Source organism: Caulobacter sp. (genome assembly GCF_017744445.1).
GTDB lineage: Bacteria > Pseudomonadota > Alphaproteobacteria > Caulobacterales > Caulobacteraceae > Caulobacter.
The window spans coordinates 210,137-223,554 of record NZ_JAGIBH010000004.1; the positions used below are offsets into that span (position 1 = coordinate 210,137).

Annotated in this window: 18 protein-coding genes and 1 tRNA gene; 5 read left to right on the forward strand and 14 right to left on the reverse strand. The window is 68.1% G+C overall.

The genetic code is table 11. The features are described 5' to 3' along the window. Positions 1–9: 9 nt before the first annotated feature. The 7 genes from J7528_RS07810 to J7528_RS07840 form a co-directional block, all read right to left on the reverse strand. Positions 10–288 carry a hypothetical protein gene (locus J7528_RS07810; protein WP_291872493.1) on the reverse strand — a complete coding sequence of 93 codons (279 nt, stop codon included), beginning with the start codon at positions 286–288 and terminating at the stop codon, positions 10–12. Between the two features lie 68 nt (positions 289–356). Beyond that, a complete protein-coding gene (locus J7528_RS07815) occupies positions 357–800 on the reverse strand; it encodes a hypothetical protein (RefSeq protein WP_291872495.1) in 444 nt (147 codons plus the stop codon). A gap of 89 nt (positions 801–889) precedes the next feature. Then, positions 890–2,104: a phage tail tube protein gene (locus J7528_RS07820; RefSeq protein WP_291872497.1), complete on the reverse strand. Its 1,215-nt coding sequence runs from the start codon at positions 2,102–2,104 to the stop codon at positions 890–892. A 78-nt stretch (positions 2,105–2,182) separates the two neighbouring features. Further along, positions 2,183–2,587: a phage tail terminator-like protein gene (locus J7528_RS07825; protein ID WP_291872499.1), complete on the reverse strand. Its 405-nt coding sequence runs from the start codon at positions 2,585–2,587 to the stop codon at positions 2,183–2,185. 281 nt (positions 2,588–2,868) lie between these two features. Next, positions 2,869–3,516 carry a hypothetical protein gene (locus J7528_RS07830; RefSeq protein ID WP_291872501.1) on the reverse strand — a complete coding sequence of 216 codons (648 nt, stop codon included), beginning with the start codon at positions 3,514–3,516 and terminating at the stop codon, positions 2,869–2,871. Positions 3,517–3,597: 81 nt separating this feature from the next. Beyond that, entirely contained in the window at positions 3,598–3,813 is a 216-nt protein-coding gene (locus tag J7528_RS07835) for a hypothetical protein (protein WP_291872503.1), read from the reverse strand. Beyond that, positions 3,810–4,223 (reverse strand): hypothetical protein, encoded by a 414-nt coding sequence (locus tag J7528_RS07840; protein WP_291872505.1) that lies wholly within the window; start codon positions 4,221–4,223, stop codon positions 3,810–3,812. The genes J7528_RS07835 and J7528_RS07840 overlap by 4 nt, the downstream gene beginning before the upstream one ends. 181 nt (positions 4,224–4,404) lie before the next feature. Here J7528_RS07840 and J7528_RS07845 point away from each other — a divergent pair, with 181 nt between their 5' ends. Further along, positions 4,405–4,749 (forward strand): helix-turn-helix transcriptional regulator, encoded by a 345-nt coding sequence (locus J7528_RS07845; protein WP_291872507.1) that lies wholly within the window; start codon positions 4,405–4,407, stop codon positions 4,747–4,749. A 7-nt stretch (positions 4,750–4,756) separates the two neighbouring features. Here the strand turns inward: J7528_RS07845 and J7528_RS07850 are convergent, their stop codons facing one another. Both J7528_RS07850 and J7528_RS07855 read right to left on the reverse strand, forming a co-directional pair. Beyond that, on the reverse strand, positions 4,757–5,008 hold the full coding sequence (locus tag J7528_RS07850; RefSeq protein WP_291872508.1) for a hypothetical protein: 252 nt from the start codon (positions 5,006–5,008) through the stop codon (positions 4,757–4,759). A 190-nt stretch (positions 5,009–5,198) separates the two neighbouring features. Continuing rightward, positions 5,199–5,274 (reverse strand) — tRNA-Ile (locus tag J7528_RS07855). A 149-nt stretch (positions 5,275–5,423) separates the two neighbouring features. Here J7528_RS07855 and J7528_RS07860 point away from each other — a divergent pair. Then, on the forward strand, positions 5,424–6,176 hold the full coding sequence (locus J7528_RS07860) for an SIMPL domain-containing protein (RefSeq protein WP_291872510.1): 753 nt from the start codon (positions 5,424–5,426) through the stop codon (positions 6,174–6,176). Positions 6,177–6,245: 69 nt separating this feature from the next. Here J7528_RS07860 and J7528_RS07865 read toward each other — a convergent pair whose 3' ends face one another. Both J7528_RS07865 and panD read right to left on the reverse strand, forming a co-directional pair. Next, positions 6,246–6,707, reverse strand: coding sequence for a hypothetical protein (locus J7528_RS07865; RefSeq protein WP_291872513.1), 462 nt, complete (start codon positions 6,705–6,707; stop codon positions 6,246–6,248). Continuing rightward, positions 6,707–7,063: an aspartate 1-decarboxylase gene (gene panD, locus J7528_RS07870; protein WP_291872516.1), complete on the reverse strand. Its 357-nt coding sequence runs from the start codon at positions 7,061–7,063 to the stop codon at positions 6,707–6,709. The genes J7528_RS07865 and panD overlap by 1 nt, the downstream gene beginning before the upstream one ends. A gap of 177 nt (positions 7,064–7,240) precedes the next feature. On the opposite strand from panD, the gene J7528_RS07875 reads away from it, so the two are divergent. Together J7528_RS07875 and J7528_RS07880 are read left to right on the forward strand one after the other, a co-directional pair. Beyond that, positions 7,241–7,918, forward strand: coding sequence for a hypothetical protein (locus J7528_RS07875; RefSeq protein WP_291872518.1), 678 nt, complete (start codon positions 7,241–7,243; stop codon positions 7,916–7,918). A gap of 2 nt (positions 7,919–7,920) precedes the next feature. After that, positions 7,921–8,826 carry a M23 family metallopeptidase gene (locus J7528_RS07880; RefSeq protein WP_291872521.1) on the forward strand — a complete coding sequence of 302 codons (906 nt, stop codon included), beginning with the start codon at positions 7,921–7,923 and terminating at the stop codon, positions 8,824–8,826. On the opposite strand, the gene J7528_RS07885 is transcribed toward J7528_RS07880, so the two are convergent. Continuing rightward, complete coding sequence (locus tag J7528_RS07885) at positions 8,823–9,788, reverse strand: AraC family transcriptional regulator (protein WP_291872524.1); 966 nt, start codon at positions 9,786–9,788, stop codon at positions 8,823–8,825. The two genes, J7528_RS07880 and J7528_RS07885, sit on opposite strands and share 4 nt — an antisense overlap. A 126-nt stretch (positions 9,789–9,914) precedes the next feature. Between J7528_RS07885 and J7528_RS07890 the strand changes: the two genes are divergently transcribed. Then, on the forward strand, positions 9,915–10,712 hold the full coding sequence (locus tag J7528_RS07890; RefSeq protein WP_291872527.1) for a DUF2306 domain-containing protein: 798 nt from the start codon (positions 9,915–9,917) through the stop codon (positions 10,710–10,712). On the opposite strand, the gene J7528_RS07895 is transcribed toward J7528_RS07890, so the two are convergent. Continuing rightward, positions 10,709–11,527: an alpha/beta hydrolase gene (locus tag J7528_RS07895; protein ID WP_291872755.1), complete on the reverse strand. Its 819-nt coding sequence runs from the start codon at positions 11,525–11,527 to the stop codon at positions 10,709–10,711. The genes J7528_RS07890 and J7528_RS07895 overlap by 4 nt on opposite strands. Positions 11,528–11,565: 38 nt before the next feature. After that, entirely contained in the window at positions 11,566–13,356 is a 1,791-nt protein-coding gene (locus tag J7528_RS07900) for a long-chain-acyl-CoA synthetase (protein ID WP_291872530.1), read from the reverse strand. Between the last annotated feature and the right edge of the window lie 62 nt (positions 13,357–13,418).

Consider the following 13,418-nt stretch of genomic DNA (forward strand, 5'->3'; position numbering starts at 1 on the left):
GGTTGGTGGTCAGCCGCCCTTGGCGGGGGCCGTCATCGTCAGAAGGTGTTCGGCGTCCAGGGCGATCAGGGCCCGGCGTTCCCACGGCTCCAGCCGCACGCCCTCGTCGCGTTCCCAGGCCTGGATCTCCAGGCGCGAGAGGCGCGAGGGGCCAAAGCCGCCCGACTGGCGGGTCTGGCACAGGTCGGCGTACCAGCCCCAGAGGTGGGCGACGTACGACGACAGCGGCGGCGGGTTGGCGAGCCGCCAGGTCGCTTCCGGATCGCCCTGGCGGGCCAGGCTCTCCAAGTGCGTCCGCAGCGGCTCGCCGTCATCCTGCCGGCCGGCGAGCTCGAACTGCTCGCGGGCATAGGCTGTCAGGCCGCGGACTTGCCCGGCATAAAATTTCCGAGGGTGTTCGAGGCCGTGGTGACCTGCTCGGCGATCTCGGAATTGCGGCTGACCAGGCGGAAGGCGTTCTCGGCCGACCACTCCTGCTTGATGCCGCGCCAGCCGACCAGGCGGATGGCGGTCAGGCGGTGGCCGAAGGCGATGTCGTCCTCGATCGGCGTGAAGTCGGCCTTTTCGGGGTTCGAGCGGCCGGTCATGGCGGCGGCCACGGCCTGCTTCTTGCGGCGATCGTTGACGAGGCGGTTCACCTCGCCTTGCACCTTCTCGGACTGGCCGCCCAGCACCAGCAGGAAGACGCCGGAGCCGCTGCCATCGGCGCGGATGTACTCGACTTCGAAGGGCGTATCGCCGGCGGCGACGGCGTCGAGGTCGTTCAGGTCGAACAGGGTTTCGGTCGAGAACTTGGTCATGTCGCTTTGTCCTTGGGAAAAGGACGGCCGGGCGCGACCCGGCCGTTGAGTTGAGGGGACTTTAGAGGGAGGGAGAAGGGCCGGGCCGGTTAGGCGGCGCTGTCCTGGATGGCGACGATGGTCTGGTCGGTGGCCAGGGTCGCGCCGCCGGCGCTGTTGATCTGGGCCGTGAACGGATAGGTCCGGATCACCGCCTTCTCGCCGTCGTCGGGGGTGTCGCCGGTCAGCTTGATCATCGGCAGGTTGATGACCACGAAGTCGGCGTTGGCCGTGGCGTCCTCGGTGATGGCCAGCACCAGCGAGGTGGTCGAGCGGCCGTCGAAGATCGACTGCAGCGAAACGCTGTCGAACTTGGCCGTGAACGAGCCCGATACGGCGAGGCGGCCGCGCTGAATGTCGTCCACGACGTTCGAGCCCACCACGGCGTCGCTGTGGGCGGCGTTGCCGTTGATGGTCACCTGGGCGCCGGTGACATTGGCCACGGGCGCGCCGTTGACCAGGATCACGCCGTTGACGGCCGTCAGGATGTCGGTGCCCGTCTCGGCGGCCGGCGAGGTCAGCACCTGGGCGGCGCCTAGGGTGCGGGTGCGGCCGACGGTGTCGAGGCTGATGGTGGCGTTGCCGGTGGCCGGAAGGTTCAGCGCGGCCTGGCCCACCTGCTGGTCAGCATAGGTTTCCGAGCGGCCCAGGTCCGGATACCACTCCTCGAAGGTGTAGTAGTCGTTGGTGTGGGCGGTCAGCGGGACCAGCGACTTCTTGCCCGAGACGGCGACCGTGGCGCTGGCGATACTGGTCTCGGCGAACATGGCCGAGCCATTGATCACGCGCACCGTGGCGACCGTGGCGGTCAGGGCGATGACCAGCAGGTTCTTCTGGGTGTTCAGGGCGTTGAAGGCGCCGGCGGTCAGGCGGACGACGTCACCGATCTTGAAGCCGTCGGTCAGATACGAGCCGGCGGCGCGGGTCAGGGTCCAGTTCTGGCCCGAGGCGGCGACGCTGATCGTGGCGCCGGTGGCCGAGACGCCCGTGGTCATGTCCTTGCGCAACAGCGAGGCCAGCAGGGCCGCGTACGAGCCCGGCGACAGCAGGCCGTCGATCTTGCCGGCCGGCTTGACCACGCCCAGGCCAACGCCCGTCGACTGCTGGTGGCTGACGATCTCGTTGCTTTCGAAGGTGTCCGGCGGGGCCTGGAACACCGAGCTGGTGCGGCGGACGATCTGACCGCCCGTACCGGTCGCGGCGGCGCCGAGGCCGGCCTGCTTCTTGTAGACGGTCTTCTTGTTGATGCCCTGGGCGACTGCCATGGGGATCTTCTCCTGGGAAGTTATCGGGATGGGTGGAGGGGCTGGACGGAAGACCGTCCCTTCGGGCGGAGGCCGCCGTCAGCTGGTGATCGTGGCCAGGAACGGGACCTGAACGGGCACGACGTAGCGGTCGCCCTCCAGGATCGCGGCCAGGATGAGAGGGGTGCGGGCGACCTGGGTGGTCAGGCCGTCGGACGTGAAGGCCGCGCCGCGCGGGAAGGTCGCGCGCAGCAGCTCGATACGAGCGGACAGGTCGGCCATGCCGGCGCCCTGCGGCCAGCACAGCGCGACGACGAACATGCCGCCCTGCTGGAAGCCGCGCCCGTACTCGGTGTTGACCGGCGGCTCGAACAGCATCGATGCGCGCTGGTACGGCGCGCCCGCCGTCGGCGTGTAGGCGGTGTTCTCCCAAGCAGTGGCCAGGGCGGGGCTCATGGCGGCCAGCGCTGTCTCCAGCGCCGCGCGGATCTTCAGCACGCTCATCGGCGGCCCGCCGGCAGACAGGCGAGCGGAGGCGTTCCCGGAGCCGCATGGCTCCCGGCGACGGGATCGAGGGTCATGTCTGGGTTCCTGAACAGGCAGGCGAGACGACAACCCCGCCCTTGAACGAAGGACGGGGTCGCGGGCGGTCCGTCGCTCAAATCGAGCGTCGGGTCCGGAAGAGATCGAAGGTTCGGATTTTTAGTCTTCGGAGGTCAAAAGCGCCGTCATAGGCACATCTCCGAGAATGATCAGATTAGACCATCTACCTTCCCGACGGTCAATCAATTTGCTCGATAAACGTTCCTATTCTTGCGGTCGCGAGCGATCTGCTTGGCCATGGCCACGATCAGGTCCAGAACCTCGACCAGGACTTCGCGATTACGGGTGAAAGCGCGGCCGGCGCCCCAGACCGACAGACTGGTCCCCTCGCCCACCACCGAGCGCAGCAGGCGCAAGGCCATGGGCTTGTCGGCCAGCGACATGGCCACGGCGCGGTCGGCGCGAGCCACGAAGTCCAGCATGCGGGCGCGACGCAGCCGGGCGGCGACGAAGCGGTCGTTGTCGTGGCCGCCGCCCCCACCGCCACTCAAGCGCCCGGGCTCCAGGCTGGCGGCGCGCAAGTCACGGCCGCGGGCCTCGAAACCGACGCGGTACAGCAGGCCGACGGCATAGTGCGCGTCGGTGATGCGGCCGCCCTGGCGCAGGCTGCGCAGGCCGTCGCGGCTGGAGATCCGCAAGCCGCCGGCGCCGGTATCGATCTGCTCGCCCCGCGCGCGGGCCAAAGCCGCGGTCTCGATCAGGCCAGCGGCGATCTCGGCCTCCTCGCTGCGCGCCAGCTGAGCGCCGGCGATACGCAGCACGGTCTCGCGCGCCGCCTGGCGGGCGGCGGGACTGATGGCCAGGACGGCGGCGCGATCGGCGCGGGCCATGTCGGCCAGCTCGGCGGAGGTCAGCCCCTCGGGACGGATGACTTGGACGCTAATGGCGGTCCCCTTCTCGTTTGGAAAATCTCAGCGCCCGAACCGGACGCCGCGTCGGTTTTCGGCCAGGGCGTGGCGCCGGGCCTCGCCGGCGCAGACCTGGGCGACGAAGTCGTGGCCTTCACTCTCGGCCAGCATCCGGCCGGCGGCGCGGATGATGGCGCACAGCATCGGCTTGCGTGGCCCGCAGGCCTGGACGGCGCGGTCGATGGCCCCTTGCGCGACCTCGTCCTGCAGGCCGCTCACCCGCCCTGCTCCTCCAGGACGGCGCGGCCGGCCGCCGTCAGGCTGACCCGGCACGGACGACCGCCGAGACGCTCGACCAGGCCGATCAGGCGCGCGGCCTGGGCGCGGTCGCTGCCGGCCGACAGGCTGACGGCCATCTCGTCGGCCAGGTCCGCCAGGGTCAGCGGGCCGTCGGCCAGGGCCTCCAGCACGGCCAGCACCTTGGCCGGCACGACAGGCTCATCCGGCAGGACGCCGAACAGGCGGGTGCGGATCGCCTCCGACAGCGCGTAGCGGTCAGGGCGCGGATCGCCCATCAGCAGGCCGGTGAGAATGGCGCGCGGGCGCCGACGGTCGGCCTCGGTGCGGCGGGCCGTATAGACGTGAAAGGTCGCATGACCGGCCGGACCGGTCGCGTGGATCGGAATCATCTGGAGCTTCCTGCGGCTTGAGCCGATGGATGGGGAATTTCGGGGGAGACCCCGCCCGGCTCGCGTCGCCAGGGCGAAGTTCTCGGAATATCCAATTTGTACCAAATACAAATTTGCATGGCAAGCAAATTTTGTGTTTAATGGCCGGACATTCTCCCTTTCGCTCGCATCTGGGATTTGCATGACACCCGACCGGCAGGCCAAGGCGAAACGGCGCGGCAAGACCTTCATCCGCGCCTGGCGCAAGCATCGCGACCTGAACCTGGAGCAGGCCGTCGAACGGCTGGAGCTGGAGGTCGGCTACCCCTATTCGGTAGCCCAGCTGTCGCGTGTCGAACGCGGCGAGACCGGCTATTCGCAGGACGTGCTGGAAGCGCTGGCGACCATCTATCGCTGCGAGCCTGCCGACCTGATCATGCGGGATCCGGAAGCCTCCGAAGGAATCTGGTCGATCTGGGACCAGCTCCAGCCCGTTCAGCGGCTGCAACTGGTCGAGATCGGACAAACCCTGAAAAAGGTGGGATAATTCCCACCTAGTCCAACGCCAGGATCTCGCCCTGGCGCGCGATCAGCGCAGGCTTGCCCCAAAGGCCTGACAGCGGCTCGCCCCGCACGCGATACAGCGCCACGCCCGACGATCGCCGCCCCAGGACCTCCATCTCACGCCGGGCATCCTCCTCGAAGTAGCACTCCCGAACCTCGGTCGGCTGGAGCGTTCCACCCCGCCTCCCGAACGCCTGTACGCAGAACCGCGTCACCGCGAACACGACAACCTCCGCCTTCAACACCCCTACTCTGCACGCCTCTTTCGCGTGAGTCGACGGGTCGCGGCGGCGCGTACGTCCGAGTCTGACGTGTGTTAATTTTTGCACATGAGGCAAATTCAAGAGTACGAGTTAGATTTGCATGTAGCGCAACGATGCCACCACAGCTCAGCAGCGGCGCGCAGGCTTCAGCACTATAAGGGAGAAGGTTTGGTAGGCCTGGAGGGACTCGAACCCCCAACCAGACCGTTATGAGCGGTCGGCTCTAACCATTGAGCTACAGGCCCGCGCGAATACGGGTGAGCGTACGCGAGAGCCGGCGAATAACATGAGCCGAACGCCGCTTAAAGCTCCGGTTCAGGTTGATGCTGTCACCAAAGGAACCATAGCTGTCCGGCGTCGCTTTCCTGCGCCGGATCGCCCTGGAGAAAGAACGATGACCAACACCGCTCGCCGCCTGACTTCGATGGCCCTGCCTGCCCTGATCGGCGGCGCGTTGCTGATGGGCGCAGCCGCTCCGGCCTTGGCCCAGAGCTCCACCGAGGCGGCTTTCAAGGCCACGACCTTCAGCCTGTCGGCCTATGGCGAGACCCGCGTGGCGCCGGACATGGCCACCATCAATCTGGGCGTCCAGACCGAAGCCACCAGCGCTTCCAGCGCCCTCAAGGCCAATGGCGAGCGCATGAACCAGGTGATGGCCGCGCTGAAGAAGGCCGGCGTCGCCGAACGCGACATCCAGACTTCGAACCTGAACATCAACGCCCAGTATGCCTATGAGCAGAACCAGCCGCCCCGCCTGACCGGCTATCAGGCCTCGAACCAGGTGACGATCACGGTGCGTGACCTGTCCAAGCTGGGCGCGACGGTGGACGCTACGGTCAATGCCGGCACCAACACGGTCAACGGCATCAGCTTTGGCCTGATCAATCCGCAGGCGGCCGAGGACGCCGCCCGCCTGGAGGCCGTCAAGGCCCTGCAGGCCAAGGCCGAGCTGTACGGCCGCGCCACGGGCTACAAGACCGTGCGCCTGGTCAATCTGAGCGAAGGCGGCGGCTACATGCCCGCGCCGCCGCCGGTGCCGATGATGGCCTTCGCCGGCAAGCGCGAGATGGCCGACTCGACCAGCATCGCCGGCGGCGAGCTGAAGGTCCGCATCGACGTCAGCGCGGTCTACGAAGTCTCGAAGTAAGTCCGCTCCCCGAGCAGGCACGAAAAAGCCGCCGTCGGGACAGCCCGGCGGCGGCTTTGATGCTTCAGGCTAGAAGCCGGCTTTCTTAAAAGCCCGCTCGACCCGATTCTTGATCTCCAGCCCCGGCAGGGCGCGCTCGCCCTCCATGACGGCGACATAGGTCAGGTTACGCGGCGGCTTGCCCTCGCCGGTCGGCACCGGGCCGATCGACCAGCCGACGGTGTTGGCGGCGGCCGCGGGGCTGGGGCAGCTGATGAAGCGGGCTGGCTTGCCCAGGCTGGCCTTGAGCAAGTCCTCGGCCGTGGTCTGGCCACCCTCGCAGTCGGGCAGGTTGCGCGAGCAGGTGACATAGCCGCCGCCGCGCCAGACCAGCTTGCCGTCGGCGTCGGCGATGACCACGCAGGTCGAGGGCGAGCCGATCGACTTGCCGACCGACTGCGTCAGGATGCTCTCATCGACGCCGTCCGGCAGTTTGCCCGAACAGGCCGACAGACCCAGGGCCGCCAGCCCTACCAGCGCGATGCGACGCATCAGGCCGCCTTCTTGATCTGGTTGCCCTCTTCCAGCAGCACGACGGTCGGGGCGTAGTTGCGCGCCTCTTCCGCGGCCATCTGGCAGTAGGTGACGACGATGACGAGGTCGTTCTTCTGCACCAGGCGCGCGGCGGCGCCGTTGACACCGATCACCTTGGAGCCGCGCGGGGCCTCGATGGCGTAGGTGGTGAAGCGCGCGCCGTTGGTGATGTTCAGCACGTCGACCTGCTCATTGGGCAGGATGCCCGAGGCGTCCAACAGGTCGCGGTCGATGGCGATCGAGCCTTCGTAGTCGAGGTCGGCCTGGGTCACCGTGGCGCGGTGCAGCTTGGCCTTGAGCATGGTGAGCAGCATGGCGGGGAAGCCTATCCCTTTGAATGGTTGGGGTTCTTCCGGGCCGCCACACACAAGGCCCGCGAATACATGTCACGCATATAGCATGAAGCCTTCGCGGTTCAATCGCACTGCAACATGGCGACAAAGGTTAACAGCGCGGCATTTTCACGTTAGGGTTTGACCGAACGCGGTTCTGTGGGGGAAGCCATGCGTCATGGGAAGTGGTGGGCGACGACGGGGGCCGTCGTCGTCGCCATGGTCGCGGGGGCGACCTGGATATCGACCAGCCGGGCTCAGACCCGGGACGCGACCGGGGCGCCGATCCCCGGCGCCGCCGCGCCGCGTCCGGCCATCCGACCCGGTATCGCGGCCTTCGTGGCCCCGCCGCGTCCGCGCGTGGACTGGCAGGGCGCGGTCGGCGGCCTGAGGCAGTCGGGCGGCCTGGGCGAGAACCTGGGCGGCAACCTGAACCGCCAGCAGGTCGACATCACCGCCGTGCCGATCCTGTTGCCCACCGACGCCAAGCTGGCCGGCAATGCGCGGATCTACAGCTTCGGCGACTACTACACGATCACGGCCGACACGGCCGGCGGCGGGGTGTCGTTCAGCGGCACGACGACCACCGTGCCGATGCCGGCGAGCAAGCCGCTGAAGATCGACAGCGGCCCCGAGCAGTTGACCGTCCAGCGCACGGTCGACGGCCAGCTGGCCAGCTTCGTGCGCTACGGGGTGCTTTACACGGTGGAGATCCGCTGCGACGCGCCCAGCGACCCGCGCTGCGTCGATGACAACTACGTCCTGGGCCTGGTCGGCAAGACCACCGCCGTGGTCATGGGCAAGGCCGCGCGGCAGGCCGCAGGGCTGGGAGGTTGATCATGCAAGTCTCCCCGCTCCTTCTGGTCGCCGCCCTGGCGCTGGCCCCGCTAGCCGCCTGCGACGACACCACCAAGACACCGGCGACCGGCGGCGTGACGCCACCACCTTCGCCCGAGCCCGGTCCGCCCAAGGCCGACGATGCGCCCGCCGACGGCGGGGCCGAGCAGCCGTCCAGCGAGCCGGTGCCGCCCAGCCCCGATCCCGCGCCGCAGCCGCCCGAGCCGCCCGCGCCTTCGCCGGCCAGCTTCGACCACGCGCCGGCCGGCGCGATCCCGGCCGGTCAGGGTCCGGGCTATCTGGACCGCACGGTCTGGTCGCCCAAGATGTGCTGGCCGATGATGGAGGCCGGCTTCCCGAACTCGCAGGTCTACGGCCCCGGCGGCGGCATGGGTCCGCCCGGCAAGCCCAGCCAGTGCGATACGCTGAACTACACCCTGCCCTGGCGCGACACCTTCTGCGAGGCGCGCTCGCGGGCGAACCCGCTGTGCGCGGGCTCCGGCAACGGCCACCAGGGCCAGGACATCCGCCCGGCCACCTGCAAGAAGAATGAGCACTGGGCCGTGGCCGCCGAGGCCGGCACGATCACCGACATCGGGACCTACACCGTCACGCTCGTGGCCAAGGCCGCGCCGCACTACACCTACCGCTACCTGCACATGCAGATGTCGACCCTGGCGGTGAAGGAAGGCGACAACGTCGCGGTCGGGCAGAAGCTGGGCAAGGTGTCCAACGACTTCGGCGGCACGCCCACGACGATCCACCTGCACTTCGAGCTACGGGCGGGGGTCAGCGGCACGACGAGCGACGGCAAGGCGGTGACGCTGCACACCTTCCTGCCGCCGTATCTGAGCCTGGCCGAAGCCTATCAGCGCAAGCTGGATGGCAAGGCGTGTGGCGCCCCCTAGGGCTGCCGCGTCGCTGACCGATAAGCCCGCGGCGTTGTGCCGACCTCGTCCTTGAAGGCGCGGTTGAACGGTCCCAGCGAGGCGAAGCCGCAGTCGAAGGCGATCTCCAGGATCGAGCGCCGCTCGTCCGGGCTGGCCAGCAGCGCCTTGGCGCGCGCGATGCGGTGGTGGTTGATCCAGCGGTTGAAGTTGGAAAAGCCCAAGGCGGCGCTGATGCACTGCGAGACCCGGTACTCCGGCTCGCCCAGCCGCGCGGCGACGTCGGCGATCTTCAGCTCGGGCCGGCTGTCGATGGCCTCCTCGGCCAGCAGGCGCTTGAGCCGATCGGCCAGGCGGGCGTCGTCGTCGGTGGCCGCGCGGCGGACTCTTACCGCGAGCGGATGACGCCGTCGGAACCAGACCGCGCTCAGCGTGGCCGCCAGACCCACCACGGCGCAGACGCTCTTCACCAGGTCGTCCTGCGCGGCGCCGGCCGACGCGCGCAGGCCCAAGACCGAGACGCCGACGAGCACGGCGTACAGCGCCACGAATACGAACCGAAACCGCTTCTCGATCGTCGGCAGGTCTGCTGCATACCGCTGGAACGGCTCGACGAAGGTCAGCAGCAAGGCCGCCGAGCCGCTGAGAGCATAGACATTGCCGGCGACGCGTCCGACCAGCGTCCCCGCGGGCGCCAGACCCGCCAAGCCGGCGCTGATGGCGACGACCAGGGCGACGACCCAGGCCCACCGCGCATCGCGCTCAGCCGGGTCGAACAGGGCCCTCGCGACCAGCCAGGCCCATCCGCAGGCCCCTAGCCCCACGACGGAAAGCGCCGTCGCCAGACGCCCCTCAAGGAAGTGGCTCAGCGCGTAACAGACGAACGAGACCGTCGCGATCGTCGTCACCACCTGCAGCCGCCCGCGCGGCCGCCAGGGCCTCAGGCCCGCGATCGAAGCGCCGGATGTGGTGGCCAAGGTCATGGCTGCGAACCTGCCCCAGCTTTCCGAAAATATCTCTAGCCGAATTCCAAATCGGCGAGACCCGGCGCTGAGCGCGCCGCCATCCCTGCCGTCGGCCTCAATCCCGAGGTCGTGTCAGGAGTTTCCATGTCGTCCCTATCGTTTCCCCAGAAGGCCCTACGGGGGGCCAGCGTCCTCTGGTTCACCGTCGCGGCCGTCGGTCAGATGGTCTTCATCGGCTTCATCCTCGCCTTCTACGGCGTGCGTACGGCGACCGGGAACTTCGCCGGCTGGAATGACAAGCCGCTGATCGACGGCTACATCCAAGGCGATAACCTGGGCAATGTGGTCTTCGCCGCCCACGTCCTGCTGGCCTCGGTGGTGACGCTGTGTGGCCTGATGCAGCTGGTCCCCGCCCTGCGCCGCAAATGGCCGCGCCTGCACCGCTGGAGCGGCCGGACCTTCATGGTCATCGCCTTGTTCATGGCGTTGAGCGGCGTCTGGCTGGCGGTGGTGCGCGGGACCTATCTGTCGGTGATCTCGGCGGTGGCGATCCTGATCAACGCGGTGCTGATCCTGGTCTTCGTCGCCCTGGCCTGGCGGCACGCGATCAAGCGCCGGTTCGAGCAGCACCGGCGCTGGGCCATGCGGACCTTCATGGCCGTCAGCGGCGTCTGGTTCCTGCGGGTCGGCATCATGGGCTGGATCGTCATCAACCGTGGGCCGGTCGGCATGACCGACAAGATGTCCGGCCCCACAGACATCGTCCTGACCTTCGGAAGCTACCTGATCCCGCTGGCGGTGCTGGAGCTGTATGAGGCGGCTCAGAGAAGCGACAGCAACGGCCTGAAAAGCCTGACTGCGACCGTGCTGGCGCTCGCCGCCGCGTTCACGGCCATCGGGGTGTTCGGCGCGATCGCCTTCCTGTGGGGTCCGTATCTCTAGGCGCCCGCCGCGCTCTTCAGGAACGCGGCCATGTCGGCCAGCAAGGTCGACTTGCGTCGGAAAGGTCGCGAGAGCGCTAGCACCGTACCCGCGTGGTCGAGGCCGGCATAGTGGTGCTCCTCGACCTTGGCGCCCGCGTCACGCAGCGCGGCGGCCAGCTTGCGAGTGTTGCGGGGATAGACCGTGGTGTCCTTGTCGCCTGTCGCCAGGAAAGCCGCCGGCGCATCGGCGCGGGCGTAGCGGGTCGGCTGGGTGGCCTCGAGGTCGGCGGCCTCGCCAAACGTCCGCTGCGTGATCGGCCCGTCCAGCGGCAAGAAGGCATAGGGTCCCGACAGGCCCGCGAAGGCCTTGACCGCGCCGGGCGCGACGCCGGCGGCCGCCAGGTATCGCGGGTCCAGGGCCAGCATGGCGGCGTTGTAGGCGCCCGCCGAGTGGCCGACCAGGATGATGCGCTTGGGATCGCCGCCCAGCGCGCCGGCATGATCGATCGCCCAGCGGACGGCCTGCGCGCAGTCGTCCAGGAAGCTCGGGAAACGGACCTCCGGATACAGCCGATAGTCAGGGACGATGGTCAGGAAGCCCTGGGCCGCCAGGGCCCGCGCGGCCCAGCCATAGTTCTGCCGCCGACCGCTATCCCAGGACCCGCCGTAGAAGAACACCGCCACCGGCGCCGCGCCGTGAGCGGTCGGCGGCGCATAGACATCAATCCCGCCACGAGGACCGGCGGCGTAGCGCGAGCCCCGCCCCTCGACCTTGGCGGCGTCCTTGGGCGTTAGGGTCGCGAAGACCGACAGCGGCGAGCAGGCCGAGGTCATCAGCGCCGCCAGCGCGGCAAGGCCCGCGCGCCGTGTGGTCACAGCTTGAAGGCGCCGCTTTCGATCTTGGCGTGCAGGGCCTTGGTGATCTTCACATAGCCCTTGGCCGGATCGCGGAAGTACAGCGGATCCTTGGTCTTGGCGGGGTCGAAGCCGTCATTGACCAGGTCCATTTTGCGGTACTTGAAGGTGCCGGTGGTCTCGATCGCCTTCTGCAGGCGCACGAAGATCGGGCGGGCATAGGTGGGTAGCTGCTCGTCGACATGCTTGGCGAAGGCGACCATGTCGAACTCGCCCTCGACGACCAGCGAGGCCATGCCGGCCTTGCCGTCCAGGTCGCCGACCGGCACGCCGTACACGTTGACTTCCTGCACGCCCTCGAAGCCGGCGATGCGCTCGGACACCTCGCTGGTGGCGACGTTCTCGCCCTTCCAGCGGAAGGTGTCTCCGATGCGGTCGACGAAATAGATGTAGCCGTCGCTGTCGACCTTCATCAGGTCGCCGGTGCGGAACCAGTTGTCGCCCTTGGCGAAGACGTCGTGCAGGATCTTCTTCTCGGTGGCGGCCTTGTCGGCATAGCCGGTGTAGTTCGAGCGCGCGTCGCTGCCGATATGGCCGATGCACTCGCCGACCTCGCCGGGCGCCACCTCGATGCAGCAGCCGTTGGCGCTGCGGATCGGCGTCTCGCTCTCGACGTCGAACTTCACGATCCGGATGTTGAACTTCTTCTTCAGATAGCCCGGGATCCGGCCGATCGCGCCACGGCGGCCGTCGAAGTTGAACAGCGAGACATTGCCCTCTGTCGCGCCGTAGAACTCCAGCACCTCGCCGACCTTGAAGCGGTCCAGCATCTCGTTCCAGACGTCGGGACGCAGGCCGTTGCCGAAGATCATGCGCAGCTTGTGGGCGCGCTCCAGCTCGTGCGGCGGCTGGTTGGCCAGATAGCGGCACAGCTCGCCGATATAGACGAACATCGTGCAGTTCTCGTTCACGACGTCCGGCCAGAAGTGGGTGGCCGAGAACTTCTTGCGCAGCACGATCGAGCCGCCGTTCAGCAGGCCCGCGCCCAGGGCGCAGAGGCCGCCGGTGGCGTGGTACAGCGGCAGGGTCACATAGATGCGGTCGTTCTGATTGGCCCCGGTCGAGCCAGCGAAGCCGCGCATGTAGAGCTGGGCGCGCATGTGGGTAATGCGCGCGGCCTTGGGCAGGCCCGTGGTGCCGCTGGTGAAGATGTAGAGCGCCGTGTCCTTGGCGACGATGCCGTCGCGGGCCGTCTCGCGGTCTGGACGCAGCTGGCTGCAGCTCTTCAGCGCCTTGACTAGGTCACGCTGCTCGCCCGTCGCCGGGCCCAGCACCCACTGGTGCATGTGGCGCTGCAGCTGGCTCTTCACGTCCTCGAAGCACGGCGAAGTCTCGGGATCGACGATGCAGTGCATAGCCTGGGAGATGTTCAGGCAGTGCGCCAGCGCCGCGCCGGTCAATTGGTTGTTGATCAGGGCCGTGGCCACGCCGACCTTCGACAGGCCGTACCAGATGGCCATGTACTCCAGCCGGTTAGGCATGAAGAGCGCCACGGTCTGGCCGCGCGTGATCCCCTGCCCCTTGGCCCAGTGGGCGTAGCGGTTGGCGATGGCGTCCAGCTCGGCATAGGTGACGGTCTTGCCTTCGAACGTGATCGCCCGACGCTCGCGCCACTTGTCGACCGCGGCCTCGAGGTCGTCGCAGATCAGGTTCGTGCTGTCGGGAGCAATGGACTTAACGCGCTTGAGCGTCCGGGACAGTCCCTTGAGGAACTTGATCTCCCGCCGGATTTTTTGACGCAAACGCATTCGGCTCTCCCTTCAAACAACCATTGGAGAGCGCCGCGCGACGGGTCAAGACGCCGAGTGCT